This is a genomic window from Echinicola sp. 20G, assembly GCF_015533855.1.
Taxonomy (GTDB): domain Bacteria; phylum Bacteroidota; class Bacteroidia; order Cytophagales; family Cyclobacteriaceae; genus Echinicola.
The window spans coordinates 1,758,350-1,782,858 of sequence record NZ_AP024154.1; the positions used below are offsets into that span (position 1 = coordinate 1,758,350).

A 24,509-nucleotide genomic window follows, 5' to 3' on the forward strand; every position below is an offset into this window, starting at 1 on the left:
TATTCACTTAAACCAAAAATAAGGCCTGAATTGTTTCATCTCCAACATAATATTTAGAATTAGCTTTATGACCATACTTTCCGTAGAAAATGTAAGTAAGATTTACCAAAGTGGAGCACGTAAGCTTACCGTTTTGGATGCAGTAAACTTGGCTGTGGAGGCTGGGGACAGCATAGCCATTGTGGGGCCTTCAGGAAGTGGAAAAACGACATTGCTGGGCTTGTGTGCTGGCTTGGACAGTGCTTCCTCAGGTAGTGTGAAGTTAAATGGCCATCAATTGGAATTATTGTCCGAGGATCAGCGGGCAGCAGTTCGAAGCCAGGAAATTGGATTTATTTTTCAAAATTTTCAATTGCTGCCGACACTTACTGCTTTGGAAAATGTAATGGTTCCACTAGAGCTTAAAAAAAGAAAGGATGCCAAGGAGAAGGCTATGGAGCTTTTAAAGGAAGTAGGTTTAGGGGATCGATCCACCCACTATCCTACCCAGCTTTCAGGCGGTGAGCAACAGCGGGTTTCTATTGCCCGGGCCTTTGCTAACGAGCCCAAAATCTTGTTTGCCGACGAACCGACAGGAAACCTTGATACTGAAACCGGTGAAATGATTGAAGACCTGATTTTTAATCTTAACAAGGCTTCAGGGACTACTCTTATTCTGGTTACCCATGATGCTGAATTGGCTGCCAAAACCAATAGGATCATTCATATTAAAGGAGGGAAAATTCAAGAAAATCAACATGCATAGAATTTCATGGATTTTAAAAATGGCCTTGAGGGATTTCCGTAAAAACAAGGCCAAATTGTTATTGTTTGTATCCTCCATTGTGATTGGGATTGCAGCGTTGGTAGCGATCAATTCCTTTGGAGATAATTTGGAACATGATATCGATAGTCAGGCCAAGGAGCTTTTGGGAGCGGATTTGGTCTTGGAGAATAACCAGCCTATCGGTGATCAGGAGTTGGATAGCATGGCTCAGGAAATGGCTGAAGAAGTCAATTTTGCCAGTATGGTGGCTTTTCCGAAAAGTGGAGAAAGCAGGTTGGTGCAGGTGAGAGCTTTGGAAGGTGATTATCCTTTTTATGGACAATTGGAGACTGTACCTGGAGCAGCAGCCAAAGGATTCAGGGATGGAGCAAAGAAAGCTTTGGTGGAGAAGATCTTGATGGATCAATTTGATGCGAAGGTAGGAGATAGTGTAAGGGTTGGTAAGGTGTTTTTTGAAATTGTGGGAGAGCTGCACGAAGCACCCGGACAAACTGGCATAACGGCTACAGTAGCACCTGTGGTTTATATACCTATGGCTTATGCGGATGCGACAGGCTTGATCCAATATGGAAGTCGGGTAAACTATCAGCGTTATTTCAAATTCGCTGAAAATACCAATGTAGATGATTTGATTAAGCCTTATCAAGATCAATGGGAAGAAGATCATGTAGATGCAGATACTGTAGAAGATAGAAAAAGAAGGACAGGTAGGTCCTTTGAAAACCTATCCGATTTTTTGAGCCTTGTGGCTTTTATAGCATTGCTTTTGGGCTGTGTGGGAGTGGCCAGTGCAGTGAATGTTTTTGTGAAGGAAAAGCTACCCTCAGTGGCAGTGCTGAGGTGTTTGGGAGTCTCTTCAACGGATACTTTCTTGATTTATCTTACTCAGATAATGATCATGGGCTTAATTGGGTCGATTCTTGGTGCTTTTCTGGGAACCTTGATCCAATATGTCCTGCCTCAAGTCTTTAGTGATTTTTTGCCCGTTGAGGTGACGGTCCAGATTTCTTGGGCTGCGGTGGGTTTTGGTGTATTGACAGGTTTGTTCATTTCCTTGCTCTTTGCCCTTTTACCATTGCTTAAAATTCGTAAGGTTCCTCCTATGATGACCCTTAGGACAGATGCAGAAGTGGCGAAGTTTGTACGGGATCCGTGGAGATGGTTGGTGATGATAGGAATAGCTGTTTTCATCTTCGGGTTTAGTCTAATGTTGCTGGATGGCTGGGAACAAGCTCTGGGTTTTACAGTTTTTGTGATTTTGGCATTTGGAGCACTTTGGTTGGTGGGGACGGCCATAATGTGGGCGATCAGGAAGTTTTTGCCTTTGTCCCTTAGTTACCCCATTAGACAGTCTTTAGCCAATTTGTATAGACCCAATAACCAAACTATCTCATTGATAGCGACCATTGGTTTGGGTACGGCCATGATTTCTACCTTATTCTTTATCCAAAACCAGTTGTTGGATCAGGTACAATTTGCTGACAAGGAAGATCAACCCAATATGCTGTTTTTCGATATACAGACCAATCAGGTAGATAAAGTTAAAGCAGCAGTGAAGAAAGAAGGCTTACCTGTTATGCAGGAAGTTCCGATTGTGACCATGCGCTTGGATGAGATCAATGGCATAGATAAGTCAGAAAACAATGAGTTGCCTGATGATGACCAAAGATCCAGAGGGCTTTATAATAGGGAATTTAGGGTGACCTATAGAGACACTTTGGTGGAGTCAGAGAAGTTAGCAGAAGGGAAATTGTATAAGGTGGAAAGTGAAAGAGATAGCATCTTTGTGTCTTTTGATAAGGGCTATGCAGAGCGTACTGGGGTGAAGCTTGGTGATGAGCTGGTCTTTAATGTGCAGGGACGGCCACTGACTACTTATGTGGGATCTTTCAGGGAAGTGAATTTCCGCCAGGTTTCTACCAATTTCTTAGTATTGTTTCCTGCCAATGTATTGGAGAAGGCACCAAAATTCCATGTGGTCATTACCAAATCCAAGACTGACACGCAAGCAGCAAAAGTGCAAAATGAAATTGTCCGGGCCTTTCCAAATATTTCCGTGATCAACTTGGGAACCATCGTCGATACATTAGAGGAAATACTAAGTAAGATCAGTTTTGTAATTCAGTTTATGGCGCTTTTCAGCATTGTCACCGGTATTTTGGTGCTGATCAGTTCACTGATCATAAGCAAATACCAGCGGATGAAAGAGAGTATTTTGCTGCGAACTTTAGGGGCAAGCTCCCCTGTGGTAAGAACCATTAATACATTGGAGTATTTCTTTTTGGGAAGCTTGGCATCCTTAAGCGGGATTATATTGTCCTTTATAGCGACGGCTTTGCTTAGTATTTTTGTTTTCGATTTCCCGGTTCGTTGGGCATGGGCTGAGGCAGCAGTGATTTATGTGATCATTACAGCAATTACCGTGGTTTTGGGCTGGCTGAATGGAAAGAATATTATCAACAAACCTCCCATGGAAATATTAAGAGGATAAATTTTTGAAATTTTTCTTCCTTATTGAAACCTTTTACTATAAATAGATGTATATACATTAAATACAAAGGCAAGTTATAATATGAAGATAGAGGAAGCCATTAAACAGAAGACCTTTAAGAGTCCATATAACAAAGCAGTGGTGAACTTGTTGTACACGCAGAGTTATTTGGTGACGCATCAGAGTAAGCTTTTCAAGCCTTATGAGCTTTCTCCTGAGCAATACAATGTGCTTCGGATTTTACGTGGTCACTATCCTGACCCAATCACAGTTTCTTCTATTCAGGATAGGATGCTTAATAAAATGTCCAACGCTTCTCGTTTAGTGGAAAAGCTTAAACAGAAGGGGTTTGCGGAAAGAAAAGAGTGTCCTGCTGATAGGAGGCAAGTAGACATCACCATTACGCAAAAGGGCTTAGCGCTTCTGGAACTTTTGGATGAAGAAATTAAAACCTTTAACGATAGAGTGATCAATCTTAGTGAAGAAGAAGTAAATCAATTAAATGATCTGTTGGATAAACTAAGAGGATAAAAAATTTCGTTATATATGTGTATATACATTTAATGTTAAAACTTAAAATTATAAAACTATAAAAATCAAATTGTTATGAGTACTACAAAATGGACTATCGACCCAACACACTCTGAAATCAATTTCAAAGCCAAACACTTGGTGATTTCGACTGTAACCGGAAAATTCAAAAAGTTTGCTGGAGAAGCAGAAGTGGAATCTGAAGATTTCAATGGCGCTAAAGTGAGTTTTACTGCCGACATTGATAGTATTGACACCAACCAATCAGATCGTGATGCCCACTTAAAATCTGGAGATTTCTTTGATGCAGAGAAGTATCCTCAACTGAAGTTCTCCAATGGTGTTTTGGAAAATAAAGGAGGAGAGTATGTTTTGAAAGGTGACCTGACCATCAAGGAAACGACCAAGCCTATTGAACTTTCCGTTGATTTTGGTGGGGTAGCAGATGACCCTTACGGAAATACCAAGGCAGGATTTGAGCTGGAAGGAAAAATCAGTCGAAAAGAATACGGGCTAACTTGGAATGCGGTGACTGAAGCAGGTAGTGTGGTAGTGGGCGATCAAATTAAGATTTTGGCCAGTGTCCAATTGGTAAAAGGTTAATCCAACTTAATTTAAACACACACACAGGAAGAAAAGGCCATGTCAAATTTTGACATGGCCTTTCTTTAGTCTTTACTTTTTGGTCTCTTTGTACTGTTTCCAGAAGTAAATGGGAAACACCAATGCTTTTAGTTTCCATTCATTTTTTTCTTTTTGACCCAATGTTTCGTCTTTATGAACGGTGTTGTACATCATGGAGGCCATGATGGCATGTCCAAATAGCAGAATGAACAGGACAGCATATATGATCAATTCGGTCATCTTATATCTTTTAACTCTTCGAAATTCCCAAGACGGGTGTTTTTTAAACAGATTATCGTATTTTATTTTTATATTATGCAATAAGAATAGAAAACAATAAATCCGCAAAAGGAGCCATTTTTAAAGGCTTTGCGAATATCCATAAATTAAATTGTTTATGAAAATTGGCTTGATCAAAGAAGGGAAAATCCCCGTGGATAGACGGGTAGCTTTTAGTCCCCAGCAATTGAAAGATATAAATGAAACTTATGAAGGACAGGCGATATTTGTCGTGCAAAAAAGTGATTTGAGGGCATATACCGATGAAGAGTACCTGAATGCAGGAATAGAACTTGTTTCCGACGTAAGTGATTGCGATGTGCTGATGGGAATTAAAGAAGTTCCTATTGATCAATTAATAGCTGATAAAACCTACTTTTTCTTTTCGCATACCATCAAAGCCCAACCCTATAACAGAGGCTTGCTCAGAGCAGTTTTGGAAAAGAATATCAGATTGATTGATTATGAAGTGCTCCGTGCAAATAATGAGCGCGTAGTGGCTTTTGGTCGATGGGCAGGGATAGTGGGAGGATATAATGGATTATGGACTTACGGCAAGAAGGCCAGTTTGTTTGATATGAAAAGGGCTCGAGATTGCTTTGACCTCAAGGAGTTGCATGATGAGGTGAGAAATATCCAGCTTCCCCCAATCAAAATGGTAATTACCGGAAATGGTCGGGTTGGGAATGGGGTAAAAGAAATCCTGGAAGTGGCTAGTATCAGGGAGGTGAGTCCTAAGGAATTGCTCAATAATTATTACGATGAGCCGGTTTTTGCCCAATTGGCCATGGAAGATTATAACAGAAGAAAAACTGATGGTGGATATGATAAGGAGGAGTTTTATTCTCAACCGGAAAAGTATGAAAGCCATTTTTTGAAGTACACCGAAGTAAGTGACATTCTTTTTGCTGCTGCTTTTTGGGACCCCAAGGCTCCCAAACTTTTTACGGCTAAAGATGTGGCTAAAGATGATTTCAACCTTTCTGTCATTGCGGATATTACCTGTGATATTGATGGATCTGTGCCGACTACTATTAAGCCAAGCACCATTGCCGATCCCGTTTATGATGTGGACAGGGAAACCATGGAGGAGATTCCAGCCTTTGGCGAGCAATTGAGTATTTCTGTGATGGCAATAGATAATTTGCCTTGCGAGCTGCCCAGAGATGCCTCTGCTGATTTTGGCAGTCAGCTGATGAGGGCAGTTATTCCCGCTTTATTGGAGGAAGGAAACCCAATTATCGAGGAAGCAACCATTGCTAAAAATGGTGTTTTAACGCCTAAATACAGCTACCTGGAGGGTTTTGTAAAGGAGGATCCCAATGCTTGATGTGAGAAAATACTTAGAGCATACCTTGCTTAAGCCTGACCTGACCGACTATGATATCAATGCTTTGGTTGAACAGGCGAAGGTTTCTCAGTTTGTAGGTGTTTGCGTCCCGCCTTTTTGGGTGAAAAAGGTAAAAAGGGAATTGCAAGATGAGAATATTCAAGTGGTTACTGTGGTGGGTTTTCCACTAGGTTATCAAATGACAGAAACCAAAGTCTTTGAAACCCAACAAGCCATAAAAAATGGAGCAGATGAAATCGACGTGGTATGGTCATTGTCTGCTTATAAATCTCGGATGAACTGGCCAAAGATCGAGTTGGCGAAGTTATCATCTGTGTGTCATGAAGAAGGAAAAATACTGAAAGTAATCATTGAGACAGCTTTACTTTCTGACGAAGAAAAGGTGGAGGCCTGCAAGCTTTGTAGCGATGCCGGCGTGGATTATGTCAAGACTTCAACTGGATTTTCCACATCTGGCGCCCAATTGGAGGACATTAGATTGATGAGGGAAAATTTGCCCAGCAATGTTGGGGTCAAGGCCAGTGGGGGGATCAAAACATTAGACCAAGTGCTTGATTTTATTCAGGCTGGAGCTGATAGGATAGGCACCAGTTCTGGTGTAGACATATTAAAAGAAATGGCAGAAAGAGTGGAAAAGTAAAATGTTATGGGGCTTGATCGACTGGTGTTTTTTCAACAACCTCTATTTTTTTACCCGCTTCCAAATCCCTGACATCCCCATCCTTATTGAAATATATTAATAGGAATGGAATCACAAAAAAGGCCAAAAGAATGTAAGTCACCCCGATGAACTTTTTCTTGGCGGACTCTTTTCCGAAGTAAATGGCCATTTTAACAGGGATATTCCTCAGTGCCGGAAATGGCAAGAAAATCAGTGCCCCGATGAAGTTGAAAAGAAAGTGGACAATGGCTATGGCTATGGCAGCCTCAGTTTTATAAATCGCCGCGATTGCCGCAGTGATAGTAGTGCCTATATTGGCTCCAATGATAAAAGGAAAAACCTTGTTGAGCGATACTTTTTTGGTGGCCACCGCCGGAACTAGCAGTGAAGTGGTCACGGTACTGGATTGGACAGCTGCCGTGAAAAACACGCCATAGGCGAAAGCACGATAAGAGTACTTGAAAATATGCTTACTTACTTGTTTGAAACTAGTGGATACAAATGTCTTGTAAACTGAGGAAGATAGAATTTTGATCGAGAGGAAAAGTAAAATGACACTAATGATCAGCGCCACTATGGGGAAGTCTATCCATTCAATCAAAGTCTTACTGATGGACCTGGTAAAGATGATATTATAGGTGTAATCCTGACCTAAACTTCCAGAGGCATTGAAGAGAGTACCTGATACATAAGTGGCTATTCGGCTTAAGAAACCAAAGTAATACTCTAGTGGCAATAAGATGATCACCGTGAAAATATTGAAAAGATCATGAAGCACCCCAGCTGAAATGGCTTTCCGGAATTCACTTTTCTTCATGATATAAGTAAAGGAAACCAAGGTGGAGGTAATCGTGGTGCCGATATTCGCACCCATTACTAATGGGACTGCCTGCATAATGCTGAGGCTTCCAGAAGCAACGACTGCTACGATCATTGCTGTCACAGTACTGCTGGATTGGATCAGGGCGGTCATCAGCAAGCCAATAAACAACCCGACAAAAGGATTATTGGTGGCCATGAATATTTCATTGGCTACCTCATTGTTCATATTTAGGAGGGAAACGGTCAAAAGATCTATCGAAGTCATGAAAAGAATGAGCGCAAATACCATTTGCGCAACCATGATCCACCGATTATAAGATTCTTTTTTCTGTGTTTCTTCCGTCATTAATTCAATTCGTCCTTTATTAATAAAGGCGTAATTTAAGGTAATTCACAAAATAAGCCGAACAACTATAGATAATTTTAAAATTGATGTAAAGCTTATGTTAACATTATGAGTGAATTAAGGGTTTTTGGAAAAATATGTCAATATTTTATTTGTGAATATTGTCTTTTTTAATCTATTGATTTTGTATAAAGAATTATTTAAGGCATATTGTGCTTGAAAATCTGGAAGATAGGTATTTGGCGGTTCTTCTTAACAATTTGATAACACTATGCTCTTAATATCTTATTTAACTTTGTGGCCAAATAAAAATCGCCTAAAACAAATCTATGGCTAAGCTAAAAGATCAAAACATCAACCAGGACGCCCTTTCAAAAGCGGCCTATTCACTTTTTGATTTTACTAAGAAAGAGAAGTCATTTTTACTGGTATTGTGTGTGCTCGTATCAATTGCAGGCTTTATCACACAATATACCTATGCTGCAATGTGGTTTGGATTTACCCTGGCAGCTTACTCGGCTATTGGTAATGATAGTATCCAAACCATTGGTACTTTCATCGCTTCCAATCAACGGAAAAAGTGGTATTGGCTATGGCTCTTTATGGGAGGCATATTCTTGGCCACCGCTATTTATAGTTGGATCACCTATGGAGGAGATGTAAGTTATCAGCGCCTTTATGTAAAAGGCTTGGACAAGGCTCCAGAAAAATTCGTGTTCCTTCAGTTGGCAGCACCGATTGTCTTGATGGTGATGACCAGGTTGAGAATGCCTGTTTCTACAACCTTCTTGTTGTTGAATGTATTTACATATAAAGCAGGTACCATCGGTGGAGTGGTTCAGAAGAGTTTGATAGGTTATTTATTGGCTTTTGTGATTGCTATCGTTACTTGGTTTGTATTGGAAAAATTTGTGACCAGCTATCTTAAAGGCAAAGCCAAAAACTACTGGTATATCTTACAGTGGGTTACTTCTGGTACTTTATGGTCACTTTGGTTGATGCAGGATGCCGCAAATATTGCAGTGTTTTTGCCAAGGGCTTTGAATATCTATGAATTTATCGCTTATGCCGGATTTATTTTCTTTGGATTAGGCTTCTTATTTTACTTCAAAGGAGATAGGATTCAAGGTATTGTTAATGAGAAATCAAAAGTTACCGATGTTAGGGCTGCTACCATAGTAGACTTTGTATACTGTATCCTTTTGTTTTACTTTAAAATGTACAGCAATATGCCAATGAGTACCACTTGGGTGTTTATCGGTTTGCTTGGTGGAAGAGAGATTGCAATTGCACTGGCAAAATCAAAGAAACTACAGAAAAGAAAAGCACGCTTGGTCAGAGCATATAGGATGGCTAGCAATGACGTGATGAAAGCGACCATTGGTTTGGTTGTGTCACTGATCTTGGCACTTGTTATCAATGAAGGTGTCCGGAACGAAGTCTTTGACTTACTGTTTTAATAAAATATTGAAAGCGGCTTAGGCCGCTTTTTTTTTGCCTCATTTTTAAATTATTGTGCTTTTGGTGGTGGCAGAGGTTTTGTCACTTTACAAATTTAACTTAACTTCAATGGCCAAAATAAGACCAATGGAATTATACTCGCCCGAATATTTTATGAATGAGGCCTTAAAGCAGGCCAATATTGCTTTTGAAGAAGAGGAAATTCCAGTGGGTGCAGTGATGGTTTGTAGAAATAGGATCATTGCCAGGGCCTATAACCAAACCGAGAAACTGACAGATGTGACTGCTCATGCGGAGATTTTGGCGATTACTGCAGCATCAAACTCCTTGGGGGCCAAATACCTCACAGAATGTGAACTTTATGTTACATTGGAGCCATGTGTGATGTGTGCAGGTGCAAGTTTTTGGGCTCAGCTTGGTGGCATCCATTTTGCTGCATCTGATCCTAGAAGAGGCTATGGGCGATTGAATGAAGGGATTTTACATCCCAAGACCAAAATCAGCAAAGGTTTGATGGAAAATGAATCCAAGTCACTGTTAGATGCTTTTTTTAAAAAATTGAGAAATTAGCATTAAGGGCCTTTCGGAGAACCATTTTTAAATTAACTTGGTTTGATTGGTAAGTGATTTAATACAGAAATAATTATTTAATGTTTAACTATAAAATTTTATAAACAATGGCTTTTGAGTTACCACAATTACCTTATGACGTAAATGCATTGGAACCAAATATCGATGCAAAGACAATGGAAATCCACCACGGAAAACACCACAATGGTTATGTTACCAAATTGAACGCTGCTATTGAGGGTACTGATCTGGAAGGAAAAAGCCTAGAAGATTTGATGAAAGTGGCCGGTTCTAACGGAGCGGTAAGAAATAATGGCGGTGGACACTACAACCACTCTTTATTCTGGACAATTTTGTCACCAAATGGTGGTGGCGCTCCATCTGGGGATTTAGCAGCAGCAATTGATGCCAAATTTGGCTCTTTTGATAAGCTTAAGGAAGAATTTGACAATGCAGCAGCTACCCGCTTTGGTTCAGGCTGGGCATGGTTAAGTGTAGATGGAAGCGGTGAACTTTTCGTGTCCTCTACTCCTAATCAAGACAATCCAGTAATGGACATAGCTGAAGCTAAAGGTACTCCTATCCTTGGCTTGGATGTTTGGGAGCACGCATACTATTTGAACTACCAAAACAGAAGACCTGATTATATTACTGCTTTCTGGAATGTAGTAAACTGGGAAGAAGTAGGTAAAAGATATGCAGCGGCTAAATAAGCCCTCAAAGATTAAAATTAACTGAGAAAGTCCTCGGTTCACATTGGTGGATCGGGGATTTTTATTTTTTGAACTGTTCATAAACCGTACGATCGGACTGTTCGGTTTTGATACAGTTGTTTTTTGGTCTATTGCCTAAAAACAACTCCTGTTGAGTGTTTCGGCCTGTTTCTTTTCTTGGCACTAGTTTTTCAAGGTGGAGAGAAGGATTTGCAATTGAAACAGGCACATGAGAACATCTTACCAATTATTCGTTATAATATTTTCTTTCCTTTTGATCTCCAGTCATGCCCTGGCTCAGGATAGCCATGAGCTTTATGGCAAAGTTCAGGATGCCAAAGGTGAAGTGCTTCCTTTTGCCAATGTGGCATTGGTAACAGCGGCAACAGGAGAAATGATCTCTGGCGCTGTTTCGGATGATCGAGGAAACTTTTCCATCAAGACCGAAAAGTCTGGAATGGCAGTTTTGAATGTTTCCACTATTGGTTTTAAAACCTACACTTCTGAGCAAATCAACCTGGAAAGTGTTTCCAAAAAAAATATGGGAACCATCAACCTAGAGGAAGAAGCGACTTCACTTGATGAAGTGGAAGTGAGAAGTAGTCGTCCTGAAGTTACTATTCAAGCTGACAGAACTGTGGTGAACATTGAAGGAACTGTAATGGCAGAGGGTAGTAATGCATTGGAAGTGATCGGAAGGTCTCCGGGAGTCTATGTAGACAGTGATGGTAATATAAACCTCAACGGACGTTCTGGGGTGATAGTATTGTTGGATGACAGGCAGACTTATATGAGTGCCAAAGAGCTCGCGGACTTTTTGAGGGCGATGCCGGCTGATAATATCAAGAGCATAGAAGTGATCAGTAATCCTCCAGCCAAGTATGATGCGGAAGGAGCTGCTGGTGTGCTCAATATCAAGTTGAAGAAGAATGACTATAATGGAATGAACGGAAGTGTCCAGGCAGGCAATTTTTATAATGGCAGAAATGCGCCCTTTGCAGGGGCTAGCCTGAACCTTAAGCGAGGTAAATGGACCACCAATTCCAGTTTAAATTACAGTAGTTGGGTTCAGGATATTGACTTGGACATTATCCGTAGGTTCCAGCTGGAAGAAGGACAATCTGTATTCGACCAGAATGCCTTGTTAAAATTAGGAGGTAAAAGCATATACTTCAATGGCGGAGCTGATTATAGGATTAGTGATAAACACTCCGTGGGTGTAAACCTCCAAGCTTCGGATTATAACGGAAGAAATGATGGGAATTCATTGACAGATATTTCCAATCCAGAAAATAGTGACCTAAATCACCTCAGGGCACTTAACGATGGGGACAATGCCAATCAAAGAATTTTTGGAAATTTCCACTATGTGGGCAATTTGGACACTCTAGGAACCAAACTTTCTGCAGATATCGATTATACAGCCGTGGATGGAGGATCCACCAGTTTGCTCACCAATGATTATTGGCTGAACGAAGACTTTGACGGTGGGGCTACGGATAGGATCCTGACCGAAAACAAGATGAATTATACCATCTTCACTGCCAAAACCGATTTTACAAAACCTTTGGGTGAAAAGGCGAAGCTTGAGTCAGGCCTTAAAGGAAGTTGGGTAGAATCGGACAATGTCTTGATGATCTCCAGAAGTGTGGAAGAGGGGCCTTACGAACCAGATCCAAATAGCAATCACTTTATTTATAATGAAAATGTGTATGCTGCCTATGCTTCAGTAAATACACCTCTTAGTGAAAAGTTTGAATTTCAAGCTGGCTTACGGTTGGAGTACTCTGATATCACGGGTAACTCTGTAACCCTGAATCAAATAAACAAACAGGAATATTTAAATCTTTTCCCTACGGTATTCTTACAGCATAAAGTCTCTGAAAATTATCAGATCAACTATAATGTCAATAGAAGGATTACCCGGCCCAATTACCGATTGTTAAATCCATTTGTGTTTTATGTGGATCCATTGACCACAGAACAGGGGAACCCAAATCTAAAACCTCAGTATGCTAACAATATTGAGATGAGCCACGTGATCAAGGGTGCTTACCAGTTTACTCTGGGCTACTCAAAAACAACCAATGCCTTTGGTCAAGTGATGACACAAGATGAGGAGACGCGGAAGACAACCTTGCAGGTCCAGAATTTTGATAAATCCGAGGATTTGAGTTTGAGGATGATGATACCTGTAGAGATAGCCGAGTGGTACAGCACAAGTAATATGATTAACCTTTATTACAAAGCCTATCAGTCACAATTGGGAGATGAATTCTTGGATGTCAACCAGTTTTCTTACATGGCCAGAACCCAACATAATATCACTTTGCCAAAAGGATTTAAGGTAGAATTGGTAGGGATGTATTTAAGCCCTTTCCTAGAAGGACAGTTGGAAGCTAAAGGGTTTGGCTGGATTGATGCAGGTGTGACCAAGACTTTCAAAGATGACAAGTTTTCTTTGACCGTCAATGGCAATGATATTTTCCGTATGCGCACCTTTAGAGGAGGGGTATATTTTGGAGATATCAATACGGATATCCAACAATACAATAGCCAACAGGCCGTTAGATTGACATTAAGATGGAAATTTTCGAAAGGTGAAGATTTTAAGGTATCCAATAGAAGTGGAAGTACTGAGGAAAGAAATCGCCTTTAACTCGAATTATGCAATAGGATTTGTAATGAGGGTTGAAAGTGCAAGAAAATCAGACTGTTTGGAGACTAAGGCATAGCACCGCTATGGTGAAGTCGAAAACAGTAGCTGAGCGACTGATTTTAAAGCAGTTTCAGACCGTAATAGATTCTCTATTGCTTATTTCGGGTTTAATTAAGACATATTTTATTTTGGTTTAACAACAAAAAAGTAGCCTCTCTTGGAGGCTATTTTTTTATTATCAATAATATGTTTTATACTTATCAAGCAATTTTTTCTACCCATGTTTGTTAAGTTTTAGGCCTATTGCTTCTCTATGGCCATTCGGTAGATACGAATAAAGTCTTCCTCTACCTCTTGACTAATTTTCTTTACGGCCCATATTTCGTCATTCCGGGTGGTGAACTCTCTAAGGTTGATGTCAAATGTATTGTCAAGTATAGTCATCATTTTTCCTTCATGGTCCATAATGTAAAAATGTTCAGAAGATTTGGGGCGAACACCATCAGTTTCTTTGTCAGGGTTATAGCCTGACACAAAGCCAATAATTAGGTATTTTGAGGTGGCCTTGAGGTTTTGCGTGTGTCCTGAAGCACCTGGTCCCTTGATGGCCAAAGGATCAGCTTTGGCCGGCTCCTCGCCTTCACTTTGGAAAAAAGGGGAGTATTGGAGCGGAACGCGGGACAGTAAACTATAAGGTGGTTGAGACTGGTAAATGTTTAAGTGAGGATCCACACCAACCGCAATGAAAATTTTATTGTCGAAGTAAGTGTGAGTGGGCATCATCTCAGTGACATCATAGGCCATTCCGTTTTTGAACAAACTCTCATTTTCTAATCCAAAGACACGTTTATAGGTAGCTTCTTTAGTATCAAACCAAGCCAATAATTGAAATTCATCATAGAATTCTGGATCAATAATACTGTACTGACCTCGCGCGCGGACGGCTTTCCCCAAATACTTACCATCGATGAGAGCAAACTCTTCGGCAAGCATAGGTCGTGCAGAAAATGAAGGAGGTTCTTCGTTGGTGAATTTTTTATGATCGAGGAGTTCTCCATTGAAGTCAAACCAAGAAAATCCCTGCATGCCTATAATTTGTACCTGTCCTTCTTTGAAAAACTTGGCTGGGCCATATTGGTAGTTTATGCCGCCTTTGCTGTCTTTTTGCTTCCCAAATTGATGGAGGATGTCACCTTTCATATTTGTGATGAGAAACAATCTTTGCTGTTGGTCATACAGCAAAAGTCTGCTGTTTTTGGTGTCCACATCCTGTAGCATCAGTTTGCCCAAATAGGAGATATCGATGGAGTCTTTCACTACGAGTGAAACAGTTTCGACTTTGGTATTGGACTCAGATGAATTTTGGCCACAGGAAAAGAGAAAAAAGGCCGAAAGCGAAAAAAGGAGGAGTGTTGTTTTAAACATTGGTTTGTTTTTGAGGAACTATAAATATAGTTTATAGTTCCTCAAAAACAAACCTTTTTAGTACTGTGCCAGAATTACTTGAAATGATACAAGAAAACCAATTTACCTGTAAAGGCCGGTTTCCTTTGGTCTTTGATTTCCAGCTTTATTTCCATTTCTGTCTTTACTGTGCCTCTCAAATTGGTGATATTGGCCAGTTTGGCATGGAGCCTTACTTCACTGTCCACTACTACAGGCTGTGCGAAACGCAATGACTCAATGCCATAGTTTACCAGCATTTTCAGGTTGTTAACCTGAACAATTTGTTCCCAAAGAAAAGGTACTAGAGAAAGGGTAAGGTATCCATGGGCGATAGTGTTGCCAAAGGCGCCATCAGCCTTGGCTTTTTCAGGATTGGTGTGGATCCATTGGTGATCCAAGGTAGCATCAGCAAATTTGTTGATTTGCTCTTGGGTGATGGTATGGTATTCAGAAATTCCTAAATCTTTACCGATATATTCTTCGAATTCCTCAAAACTGTTAATAATTAACTGACTCATGAAGTATGGTTATGATAAATTAAAAAGCGAATATACACAAAAGGCCGTACATTATTAAACCTGCTGGTTTTAAGCTTTTTGCTTACATCAAGCGTGATTTCGTCAACGTTTTTTGGTAATACTTATTGTTTTACAGAAATTATTTACTTGATTTAGGTTTCTATTTGTTTTTAATTTTAATAATTCCACACATTTTAAAATGAAACTCCTTTTTAAGTGGGCACTCTTGGGGTCCCTATTTTCACTGTTTTTTTATAAAAGTGAAGTACTTGCCCAAACTGATAAAAAGCTGGTGCTTTTTAATTCCAGGGTTGTCAAGACACTTGATGTTGAGTTGACTCCTGATTTCGAAGTACTGGAGACCGTGAAGAAAAAAGTCACTGTGCTTAACAAAGATGGGTTGGAAGATGGGCTGATTACCATTTTTTATAATGATCTGATTTCGATTGAAGATTTTAGTGGAGTGATTACGGATAAGGAATCAGGAAAAACAATCGAAAAACTGAAATTGAAAGACCTGAACGACGTCTCTCTCATTTCTGATTATTCCGTTTTTGAAGATAGCAGGTTAAAATATTTTGAATTACATGCAGGTAAATTTCCCCTAGAGATTGAATTTGAGTATACCACTAAAAAGAGGGGGAACATGTCATTCCCTACTTGGAGGCCTGAAGGAAATAAAAAACAGTTGGTTGAAAAGGCTGAACTTAATTTAATTTATCCTGAAAACATGGAGGTCAGGTATCTGGTAAAGAATATCGACCATGAAGCCCAAGAGACAAAAGCCGAGGGAAAGGTTCAAATGCATTGGGAGCTCGAGAATCTTATCGAACTTTCAGATGATAAACCAGATGAGGATAGTATCGCCATGGTAAAAATTGCTCCAAAGGATTTTACTATGGAAGGCTATTCGTCCAATATGGAGACTTGGGGAGGTTTTGGTAATTGGATCTATCAGCTTAATCAAGGCAAGGATGACTTGTCGCCAGAGGCGAAAGCGAAAGTCGCTGAACTTACAGAAGGGCTTAAGTCGGAGCTGGAAAAGATTCAAATATTGTATAAATACATGCAGGATAATTATCGCTATGTAAGTATCCAGTTGGGGATCGGAGGCTTTATGCCCATGTATGCCACGGAAGTATTTGAGGCCAAGTATGGCGACTGTAAAGCTTTAAGTATGTTTATGAATGCCATGCTTAAAGAGGCTGGAATCAATGCGAATTATGTTTTGGTAAATGCTGGAAGTGATGAAAAGGACATTGATGTGGATTTTCCGTCAAACCAGTTCAACCATGCCATATTGCAAGTTCCGATGGAGCAGGATACGGTTTGGCTGGAGTGCACCTCCAGTACTTTGCCTGCAGGTTTTTTAGGGGATTTTACGATGGACAGACATGTGCTGGTCATTACTGAAGAGGGAGGAAAGCTCGTCAAAACTCCAGCTTATCAGTCTGATGATTATAACCAGATCAAGAATAATTCAAAGATTGAGCTGCTTGGCCAAGGAATGGCCAGGATCAAGCAAACCAAAGAAATGACAGGTTTTGCAGCACAGACCTATTTGGCAGTGCAGCATCATTTAAATGAAAAGGAAGTTGAAAAGCATATCTATTATGATTTGGATTTTAGTGGCGCTCATATTGAGAAATTTGATCTCAATGTAGATAATCAGCAAATCGTACCGAAGGCCATCCTGAATCATGAAACTTTTTTACAGCAGTTTTATCAAAGCACCAGCAAGAGGCTAATTATCAAACCAAGTTACCAGACGATCAAGGCAGATGATATTTTGAATTTTAATATGCATTGGGAGGAGAATATTGAGATTGCGAGCCCTGAGGAAATGGAGCTGGAAAGTGGAGAAGTAGACTTGGACCTTGTTGAGGATTATTTTGATTATAAAAAGCACCAAGTTCTTGAGAATAATTTATTAAAAATTGCTAGAGTCGTAAAGTTTCATTTCCCTGAAGATGTGAATGAAGAGACTATCACTAAGACACTCAAGCAAATAGAAAAGCTAGATGATCAACCGATATTTTTAAAGAAATGATACACAATATGTACCACCAACTTAGGGTCTTTTCTATAATGGCCTTTTTAACGTTATTTTCCTTTTCCTCTTTTGCCCAAGATTATGAAGTGAAGTTGGGAAAATACAATTCAGAAGAACTAGAGATGACCTCATGTGCTTTTGAGCCTGAAGCTGCTGCCATCGTTTTAGGTGAGCAAGGAATCGGGTTCTTTTCCAATGGCAGATTGATTACGGAGGTAAAGAGAAGACTAAAGATTTTTGACAGCAAGGCCAAAGATTATGCGGATATTTCCATTACCTATTATGAAGGTGAAAATAAGGTGGAAAGCATTACAGGCTTAAAGGCGCAAGTGATGAATCTTGAGAATGGCAAAGAAGTAATTACCAAGATGTCCAAAAAAGATTTCTATGAGACCGACCTAGGAAATGGCTATAAGGAAATCAGGTTTACTTTTCCCAATGTAAAGGAAGGATCAATCATTGAATATGAATATGACCATTACTTTGACAACATTACTTTCTTAGATGGATGGCAGTTTCAGAATGATATCCCGACTGTTTTTTCCCGATATAAAATAGACATCCCAGAATACCTGGATTACCGGTTTTTAGGCCAGGGAGAACATTTTGTAGTAGCCAACCAAAATAGAGTAAATAATTTTGGTGAAAATGAATGGACTTTGACCAACCTAAAATCTGTGCAGTCTGAGCCTTATATGAACAACTTTGTGGACTATCTGGACAAGATAGAATTTCAGTTGGCTGGATATAAGGATTATGGAAACTTGGGGCATTACAAATCAATTCTAAGCAACTGGCAGAAATTGGCAGATGAAATATTTGCATTTGATTCCTTCAAATCCTATTTCCGAAATAATGGAACATTTAAGGACCTTGCTGAAGTAGACATTGAAGGAGAGACAGAGGCCGAGAAAGCAGCATATATTTATCAGCTGATTAAAGAAAAATATACGCTCAACGACGAAGGCGGTTTTGTGCCAGATCAAAACATCAAAAAGTTGGTGGCCAATAAAGTTGGGAGCAAAACAGAGTTGAACCTTCTGATGATTGCCATGTTACGGGCCAATGGAATTGAAGCAGATCCAATGCTTATCAGTAGCAAAGGAAATGGCAGATCCTACTTGGTTCAATTTCCATTTGTGAGGCAGTTCAATAGGCTTATTGTAAAAGCTACTATAGACGGAGAAGTGGTGTTTGCGGATACTTCCCATGAGCATGTTCCGTTCGGTTATTTGCCTCTAGCGTATCATGTCGAAGGCGGTTTCCTGGTGAAAGAAGAGGGAAGTGATTTGATAAGAATGAACTTGGAACATAAGTCAGGAATCAGACAAATGGTCAATATTTCTTTGGATGCGGATTCAATTCATTTTGGCCACACAGTGCGTTATGTGGATTATGACGCAGTGTCATTTCTAGAGAGAAATGATGATTTGGATGAAGAGAAATTGGAAAAGATGTTGGACAAGGATGAGGTCAATGTCATGGGCCTTGAAGTGAAGGACCTGGAAAGCAAAAGAAGACAAGTGGAAAGTAGTTTTATGGTCAATATGCCGATGAACACTTCTGCGGAGCTTTTGCTCATCAACCCCATTATGGTAAAAAGGCATAAGGAAAATCCATTTAAGATTGATGATAGGAATTTTCCAGTGGATTTTAACTATGTATTTTCTGATAATTATATTGCCAATATCAGCATTCCTGAAGGTTACGAATTGGATGATTTTCCAGAACAATTAGCCATATCCATGCCTAGTGGTTTGGCCAGGTTTGTCTATATTCCTCAAGAAGATACCAATAACAATGTGCTTAGAATCAATGTGAAATTTGATTTGAATACAGAGATGGTACAGCCCTCTGACTACCAAGACCTCAAAGCATTTATGGAGTATATGGTCAATAAGATTCAAGAGCCGGTAGTGCTGAAGAAGAAATCCTGAGAAAGTTGAAAGATCACCCTAACAGAGCTGCTTTGTCTATGACAAGCAGCTTTTTTTATGGGTTGGCACGACACGCAAAAAAGCTTCCTAAAGAGTGATCAAATTGGCAACCTTATTTTGCCAAACTCACTTTGATGGATTTCCTTTTGATCTTTTGATTTTCGGAGGCATCAATGGCTTGTTGGTATTTGCTGCGTTTTATGGCCACATAGGAGAAGAAGTCCTTCACTTCGATCAGGCCCAAATCTTCTTTATCCATAAAGTCAAATTGAAGGAAAAAGCCGACCAAATCGATTTTGTTTACCTTATGCTTTTTACCTTTGTTAATATGCAAGGTAGCAAATGGAGGTTCGATGTTCTTTTCTCCTTCATGGAGAAGAAGCGTTTCGGGCTGATGTGTCAGGTAGGGCGGTAAGTAGTCTGTTTCTGACATGATCAGCACACTGGTTCCTGAAGCTTTCATTCTAGCTGTTCGTCCATTTCGGTGCAAAAAGGTAGTTTCCTGAGACGGAATTTGAAAATGAACCACATAATCCAAGGCCGGAATATCAATGCCTCTAGAAGCAATGTCTGTAGCAATCAAGACCTGGGCACTGCCGTTTCTGAACTTAGTAAGTTGGGATTCTCTTTCATCCTGCTCCAAGCCTCCTCTAAAGAGGGCGAAAATGATTTGATGTTGGTCCAGGAATTCTCCTATTCGGTCACAAGCATCCCTGTGGTTGGCAAATACAATCACATTTTGACCTGCTTGTAGATTTTGAATCAATGAAAGCAAACCCTCTAGCTTTTCGCCTTTTGGAGTAACCAATTTTTTGATTAGTATGCTGGGCTTGCCTTCTCCTTCCGCTTCCACTGTATAATGATCATCGAAATCCAAAAAATAGGGTATTTCAATCCCGTCTGTTGCAGAAACCAAAATTTTATCTTTTACATTAAAAAGCTGACTGGTTATATAACGCATCTGCCCTGTGAAACCCAGTTCCAAAGCTTTGTCAAACTCATCAAAAACAAGTTGGGAAATACCTTTGGCGTCAAAGGTACCTCTTTCGAGATGGTCTTTGATCCTTCCAGGAGTACCCACCAAAATGGTCGGTGGCACAGAGAAGTTTTTTCTTTCTATGCTGAAAAGGTGCCCTCCATAGCAGGCATTGACCTTGACGGGCAGCTTCATTTGCTTTAAGACACTTTCAATCTGTAAGACCAGCTCCCTTGTAGGCGCTAAGATCAGCGCTTGAACACCTTCCTTTTCTTCGAGTTTGGGCAAAATGCTCATCAAATAGGCTACAGTTTTACCACTTCCCGTAGGAGCTAAAAGCTTGACCTTGGAATGTTTACTGGAGGCCGCTACAGTGGCTTCCTGCATTTCATTGAGCGCCTCAAAGCCAAGGCCTGATAATATTGCTTTTTGATTTATGCTTAAAAGTGTCATGGAACAAAGGTAATTCAAGTATCTTTATAAATCAGTATAATGTGTCTATTCCATGGAAGAACAACCCAATAACCCCATGCACGGGGTAAAACTTGAGCAAATTGTTACTGTTTTGGTGAAATACTATGGCTGGGAAAATCTTGGCGACATGGTGCGTATCAATTGTTTTATCAATGACCCAAGCATCAAAAGCAGCCTTAAGTTTCTTAGGAAAACTCCTTGGGCAAGAGATAAGGTAGAAGCACTTTATCTGGATCTTTTGAACAAGAAAAAGTAGTCGTAATGCGAAGGGAAGACTCAAATAAGGCTTTCTTAAAGTTCTATTTTTTTTGCTTTTTGAATATATAAAATGGTGGTTAGTAGGTTTTTGTGTCCTGTAATTAGTATATTGAGGTAGACCATAAATAATTTTTTGACGATGCCTGATGCTAAGCCCAAACTGAAATATGTAGGTATCAACCGTGAGATAGAGCTCGAAAGGGATTATGACAATATCCTGGAAGTTTCTATTGCACATAAGATTCCCCATTTGCACGAATGTGGTGGAAACGGAAGGTGTACGACATGTCGGATTCGGGTGATTGATGGAATGCACCATGTTTCTCCTCCCGATGAATGGGAAAGGAAAGTAGCACGGATTCGGAATTGGGACCCTACCATTAGATTGGCCTGTCAGACCAAATTAAAGGGAGATGCGGCGATTCAGCGATTGGTTTGGACCAGTGCTGAAATCAGTAAGTTGCAGATGGAGACCTTACCGGCTGATGTAGGAGAGGAAAGGTCTTTGGCTATTTTGTTCTGCGACATGAGGGATTTTACCTCCATTGCCTCTCAGCATACCAACTTTGATTTAGCCCATATGCTGAACCGTTTTTTTACCATTTTGGGTGATCCCATATTGATGAACGATGGGATCATTTACCAATATGCGGGAGATGAGATCATTGGCCTTTTTGGTACAGGTGGAGGAAGTGAGGAGAAAAACTGCATGGATGCACTCAGGGCTGGTTTGGGGATGCTCTATGCGGTGCAGCGATTGAACAAGATGGAGTTGAAGGATTTTTCTACCGTCTTTCAAGTGGGAATAGGAATTCATTTCGGTCATGCTTTTGTGGGAAACCTCGGCCACCCCAAGCATAAACAATTTACGGTCCTTGGTGATCCTGTTAACGTGGCCAGCAGGATCCAAAATCAAAATAAAGATTTGAAAACCCAACTGTTGGTTTCCAAAAACTTTTTGGATCAGTTACCGGGTGATACAGCAAGAATAGGGAAGCACTCTAGTGTAAGTTTAAAAGGAAAGGATGAAGTTTTTGAATTGTTTGAGATCAAAGGCTTCGCCCACTTCGATACCAATTTGGAAGTGCAGGCCACCTTGGATTTGTTATTGAAGAATGAGGACCGCTTTGCACAGCGTTTTTACGAAAAACTATTTATTAGAGCTCCGGGCGTCCAAAGCCTTTTTAAGAAAAACATGCTGGAGCAAGGCAGGATGCTTACCCATATGCTCAGCGGGATTATTTATTCCTTGAGCAGGCCAGAGCATTTAAAAATGGGTTTGCATCAGCTAGGGAAACAACATATTCATTATGGAGTCAAAAAAGAGTATTACCCCATTCTCAAAGAGGTGATTTTGGACGCGATCAAAGAAGAGCTGGGTGACGCCCACAATGGTAACGTGCAAAAAGCATGGGAAAATGCAATTGATTTGGTCACAGCGGTAATGAAGGAAAGCTATGATGATTGATCAGTTACAGGAGATGAAAAAGCAGCCATTTTTAGTGGCTGCCATTCGTTGGTTAATGTTCTGATCCCTGAGGTCTTGGTCGTCTTTTCATTACCAAACTGTCTGCTGGGTAATTGGCCTTTAACATGGCCATTTGTTCCTTGGCCCAATTCATCAAGGCTGATTTTTCAGTTTCCGTAAGGTTGGCTTCGCTGTGCATTCCCATGGAGGTGTAAGACTCCAATGGCATTTCACCTTCCTCGATGACTTCCACGATTTCTTCGAATTTATGGTTTTGTCGGGCGATGGGTGAATTGGTGAAGTCATCAAAATTCAAATGGCGTTTGCCATTTTTGATGTGTCCATCCAGCCACCAAGCTACAGGTTGGAAATTTGAGTACCAAGGATAGACGGTGCTATTGGAGTGACAGTCATCACAGGCTTTCTGAAGGATGCCTTCCACTTCAGATGAGATGGCATATGTATCACTTAATGGAGCGGGCTGGGCATTGGTATCATTTTTTTCAGGCCTAAAAAACTGAATGATGATAAATATGGCTAAAAGTGCCAACAAGATTTTTTTTACCATAATCGGAAAGTTTGAGTTGTGTTGAACAAGTTAATTTAACAATCGATTTCCAATAAAATTAATCCAAGCCGCTTTTTTATCCTTGGTATAATTTCAAAATAGATATGTTCTTAATATGCAAGGAACTAAAAGCCATGGATTGTTTTTTTAAATCGGCTTAAATATGACATTTGCTAGCTTTTCTTTGGATGAATCCTGAATCGCTTTACTCTGTGAGAAAAGGCATAAAATCAACTATAAAGAAAAAAATTATTTCATTTATAGGTACTTGTAATCCAATTGTTTTTCATTTTTTAAGGTTTAGAGCGATTTGATGTAGTAAAACTATTTTTTACGGCTGACCATCTCATTGATCCAGATGGGTGCAAAGGGTGAGGTGCAGCCTTTTGAAGTAGGGTAATCCCTATAAAGTCCCAGCTTTTCTCCTATTTCAAGGGCTCTTTCCCGATATTCAGGATGATGAATCCCAATATGGGCCAAGCTGAAATTCATTGTCCATTGCGCTTCAGGGGCAGCACTGCCCATTTCCTTTTCCAATCGATCAAGTATGGCATTAAGGTCCAATCCTTCTGCTCCTTTGTTGATCAAGCTACTGGTGAGATTCCATCCGGCTCGAGCAGCCCAAGGGTTTTTATCGTTCATCCAAGCTTCCCTGAAAGCTGTTTTATTTGGATGTTCTTTGATCACATAGGAATTGAACCAATCTGAAACCTGAGAGAATTTCAGGGATTTGACCATTTCGTCCAATTCCTTGTCGGAAAGCTCCTTAGGTTTCATGATCAGGATGGCCACTAATCTGGCATCGATATTTTCAGTAGCCCAAAGTTGAAGCGCCAGTGGGTGGTCGCTTTTTATTTTCTTGGCCAAAGCACGGATGTCTCCCATTTTGACACCGTATTGGTTATCATGCGCTCCTCGCTTGGCATTTTGGAGCCGCATTCTTTCACTGCCCAAGGCTTCAAGTTGGCTGAGTACTTCAGAAAGGGTCATTTTTAGTATTTCTTAATTTGTAGTGAATTTAACGAATTTATAAAAATCCCGGATAGAAGACGCAACATACCTCCCAGGAATAAGCAGTATTTTAAGCACGATTAGGATCCTATTGAAATCATCTGAAATTCTAAAGGGATGATCAATGATCCCTCCAAATATTCCAACATTATCATAGTCTGGCTTTGGTTTGAAGTAGTAACTCATCAATAAATAGCACAGGATAATAAAACTGCTAAAACCAATCTCCTTGATACTTACAGAAGGTTCATTGCGGAAGAGGAGATAGTAATAGCCCGCTAAAATCAATCCTGAAATGATAAAGTTCAGGATGATAAATACTTTTGATTTTCGGCTGTAAGCAGGTGCTTCATTTGCAATGTTTCCTACCTTTTTGGGGCTTATGGATTCCCCAATCCATTCAATTAGACTCATGTTTTGAATATAAAAAATGTTAGTTGCTTTCTGCTAAGATAATAGTTTTAAGGAATTGATTGCCATACCGGATGTGCTTTCTATGGCTAAACTAATGGAATCTGATCAAAAG

22 protein-coding genes are annotated in these 24,509 nt (G+C 40.1%); 14 read left to right on the forward strand and 8 right to left on the reverse strand.

The window, feature by feature from the left end; genetic code table 11:
- The first annotated feature begins 67 nt into the window (after nucleotides 1-67).
- The 4 genes from JL001_RS07785 (at nucleotide 68) to JL001_RS07800 (ending at nucleotide 4,391) form a co-directional block, all read left to right on the forward strand.
- Entirely contained in the window at nucleotides 68-745 is a 678-nt protein-coding gene (locus JL001_RS07785) for an ABC transporter ATP-binding protein (protein WP_200975555.1), read from the forward strand.
- On the forward strand, nucleotides 738-3,257 hold the full coding sequence (locus tag JL001_RS07790; RefSeq protein ID WP_200975556.1) for an ABC transporter permease: 2,520 nt from the start codon (nucleotides 738-740) through the stop codon (nucleotides 3,255-3,257). Before JL001_RS07785 ends, JL001_RS07790 begins: the two co-directional genes overlap by 8 nt.
- Nucleotides 3,258-3,338: 81 nt before the next feature.
- Nucleotides 3,339-3,788, forward strand: a complete 450-nt coding sequence (locus tag JL001_RS07795) for a MarR family winged helix-turn-helix transcriptional regulator (protein ID WP_200975557.1) — start codon at nucleotides 3,339-3,341, stop codon at nucleotides 3,786-3,788.
- A gap of 75 nt (nucleotides 3,789-3,863) precedes the next feature.
- Nucleotides 3,864-4,391 carry a YceI family protein gene (locus JL001_RS07800; protein WP_200975558.1) on the forward strand — a complete coding sequence of 176 codons (528 nt, stop codon included), beginning with the start codon at nucleotides 3,864-3,866 and terminating at the stop codon, nucleotides 4,389-4,391.
- A gap of 72 nt (nucleotides 4,392-4,463) precedes the next feature.
- Here the strand turns inward: JL001_RS07800 and JL001_RS07805 are convergent, their stop codons facing one another.
- On the reverse strand, nucleotides 4,464-4,652 hold the full coding sequence (locus tag JL001_RS07805) for a hypothetical protein (protein WP_200975559.1): 189 nt from the start codon (nucleotides 4,650-4,652) through the stop codon (nucleotides 4,464-4,466).
- Between the two features lie 157 nt (nucleotides 4,653-4,809).
- Here JL001_RS07805 and JL001_RS07810 point away from each other — a divergent pair, with 157 nt between their 5' ends.
- Nucleotides 4,810-6,021 (forward strand): NAD(P)-dependent oxidoreductase, encoded by a 1,212-nt coding sequence (locus JL001_RS07810; protein WP_200975560.1) that lies wholly within the window; start codon nucleotides 4,810-4,812, stop codon nucleotides 6,019-6,021.
- Complete coding sequence (gene deoC, locus JL001_RS07815; RefSeq protein ID WP_200975561.1) at nucleotides 6,014-6,682, forward strand: deoxyribose-phosphate aldolase; 669 nt, start codon at nucleotides 6,014-6,016, stop codon at nucleotides 6,680-6,682. The genes JL001_RS07810 and deoC overlap by 8 nt, the downstream gene beginning before the upstream one ends.
- 4 nt (nucleotides 6,683-6,686) lie before the next feature.
- Here the strand turns inward: deoC and JL001_RS07820 are convergent, their stop codons facing one another.
- The gene (locus JL001_RS07820; RefSeq protein ID WP_200975562.1) at nucleotides 6,687-7,871 is read right to left on the reverse strand and encodes a Na/Pi symporter; all 1,185 of its coding nucleotides are present in this window, start codon (nucleotides 7,869-7,871) and stop codon (nucleotides 6,687-6,689) included.
- A 329-nt stretch (nucleotides 7,872-8,200) separates the two neighbouring features.
- Between JL001_RS07820 and JL001_RS07825 the strand changes: the two genes are divergently transcribed.
- From JL001_RS07825 to JL001_RS07840, 4 genes are all read left to right on the forward strand, one after another.
- Entirely contained in the window at nucleotides 8,201-9,331 is a 1,131-nt protein-coding gene (locus JL001_RS07825) for a hypothetical protein (RefSeq protein ID WP_200975563.1), read from the forward strand.
- Nucleotides 9,332-9,458: 127 nt separating this feature from the next.
- Nucleotides 9,459-9,902, forward strand: coding sequence for a nucleoside deaminase (locus JL001_RS07830; protein ID WP_200980344.1), 444 nt, complete (start codon nucleotides 9,459-9,461; stop codon nucleotides 9,900-9,902).
- 107 nt (nucleotides 9,903-10,009) lie between these two features.
- The gene (locus tag JL001_RS07835; RefSeq protein ID WP_192010568.1) at nucleotides 10,010-10,615 is read left to right on the forward strand and encodes a superoxide dismutase; all 606 of its coding nucleotides are present in this window, start codon (nucleotides 10,010-10,012) and stop codon (nucleotides 10,613-10,615) included.
- A 229-nt stretch (nucleotides 10,616-10,844) separates the two neighbouring features.
- Complete coding sequence (locus JL001_RS07840) at nucleotides 10,845-13,274, forward strand: outer membrane beta-barrel family protein (protein ID WP_200975564.1); 2,430 nt, start codon at nucleotides 10,845-10,847, stop codon at nucleotides 13,272-13,274.
- Between the two features lie 300 nt (nucleotides 13,275-13,574).
- Here the strand turns inward: JL001_RS07840 and JL001_RS07845 are convergent, their stop codons facing one another.
- Nucleotides 13,575-14,699, reverse strand: coding sequence for a hypothetical protein (locus JL001_RS07845; RefSeq protein ID WP_200975565.1), 1,125 nt, complete (start codon nucleotides 14,697-14,699; stop codon nucleotides 13,575-13,577).
- Between the two features lie 74 nt (nucleotides 14,700-14,773).
- A complete protein-coding gene (locus JL001_RS07850; protein ID WP_200975566.1) occupies nucleotides 14,774-15,238 on the reverse strand; it encodes a MaoC family dehydratase in 465 nt (154 codons plus the stop codon).
- A gap of 199 nt (nucleotides 15,239-15,437) precedes the next feature.
- On the opposite strand from JL001_RS07850, the gene JL001_RS07855 reads away from it, so the two are divergent.
- Together JL001_RS07855 and JL001_RS07860 are read left to right on the forward strand one after the other, a co-directional pair.
- A complete protein-coding gene (locus tag JL001_RS07855; RefSeq protein ID WP_200975567.1) occupies nucleotides 15,438-17,288 on the forward strand; it encodes a DUF3857 domain-containing protein in 1,851 nt (616 codons plus the stop codon).
- 8 nt (nucleotides 17,289-17,296) lie between these two features.
- Nucleotides 17,297-19,228, forward strand: a complete 1,932-nt coding sequence (locus tag JL001_RS07860; protein ID WP_236252746.1) for a DUF3857 and transglutaminase domain-containing protein — start codon at nucleotides 17,297-17,299, stop codon at nucleotides 19,226-19,228.
- Between the two features lie 112 nt (nucleotides 19,229-19,340).
- On the opposite strand, the gene JL001_RS07865 is transcribed toward JL001_RS07860, so the two are convergent.
- Nucleotides 19,341-20,657 (reverse strand): DEAD/DEAH box helicase, encoded by a 1,317-nt coding sequence (locus JL001_RS07865; RefSeq protein ID WP_200975569.1) that lies wholly within the window; start codon nucleotides 20,655-20,657, stop codon nucleotides 19,341-19,343.
- A gap of 52 nt (nucleotides 20,658-20,709) precedes the next feature.
- Between JL001_RS07865 and JL001_RS07870 the strand changes: the two genes are divergently transcribed.
- On the forward strand, nucleotides 20,710-20,934 hold the full coding sequence (locus tag JL001_RS07870; protein WP_200975570.1) for a VF530 family DNA-binding protein: 225 nt from the start codon (nucleotides 20,710-20,712) through the stop codon (nucleotides 20,932-20,934).
- A gap of 141 nt (nucleotides 20,935-21,075) precedes the next feature.
- Nucleotides 21,076-22,404: an adenylate/guanylate cyclase domain-containing protein gene (locus JL001_RS07875; RefSeq protein WP_200975571.1), complete on the forward strand. Its 1,329-nt coding sequence runs from the start codon at nucleotides 21,076-21,078 to the stop codon at nucleotides 22,402-22,404.
- A gap of 52 nt (nucleotides 22,405-22,456) precedes the next feature.
- On the opposite strand, the gene JL001_RS07880 is transcribed toward JL001_RS07875, so the two are convergent.
- The 3 genes from JL001_RS07880 to JL001_RS07890 form a co-directional block, all read right to left on the reverse strand.
- The gene (locus JL001_RS07880) at nucleotides 22,457-22,972 is read right to left on the reverse strand and encodes a heme-binding domain-containing protein (protein WP_200975572.1); all 516 of its coding nucleotides are present in this window, start codon (nucleotides 22,970-22,972) and stop codon (nucleotides 22,457-22,459) included.
- Nucleotides 22,973-23,296: 324 nt separating this feature from the next.
- Nucleotides 23,297-23,962: a DNA alkylation repair protein gene (locus JL001_RS07885; protein WP_200975573.1), complete on the reverse strand. Its 666-nt coding sequence runs from the start codon at nucleotides 23,960-23,962 to the stop codon at nucleotides 23,297-23,299.
- A gap of 12 nt (nucleotides 23,963-23,974) precedes the next feature.
- Nucleotides 23,975-24,397, reverse strand: coding sequence for a hypothetical protein (locus JL001_RS07890; RefSeq protein ID WP_200975574.1), 423 nt, complete (start codon nucleotides 24,395-24,397; stop codon nucleotides 23,975-23,977).
- Nucleotides 24,398-24,509 lie beyond the last annotated feature (112 nt).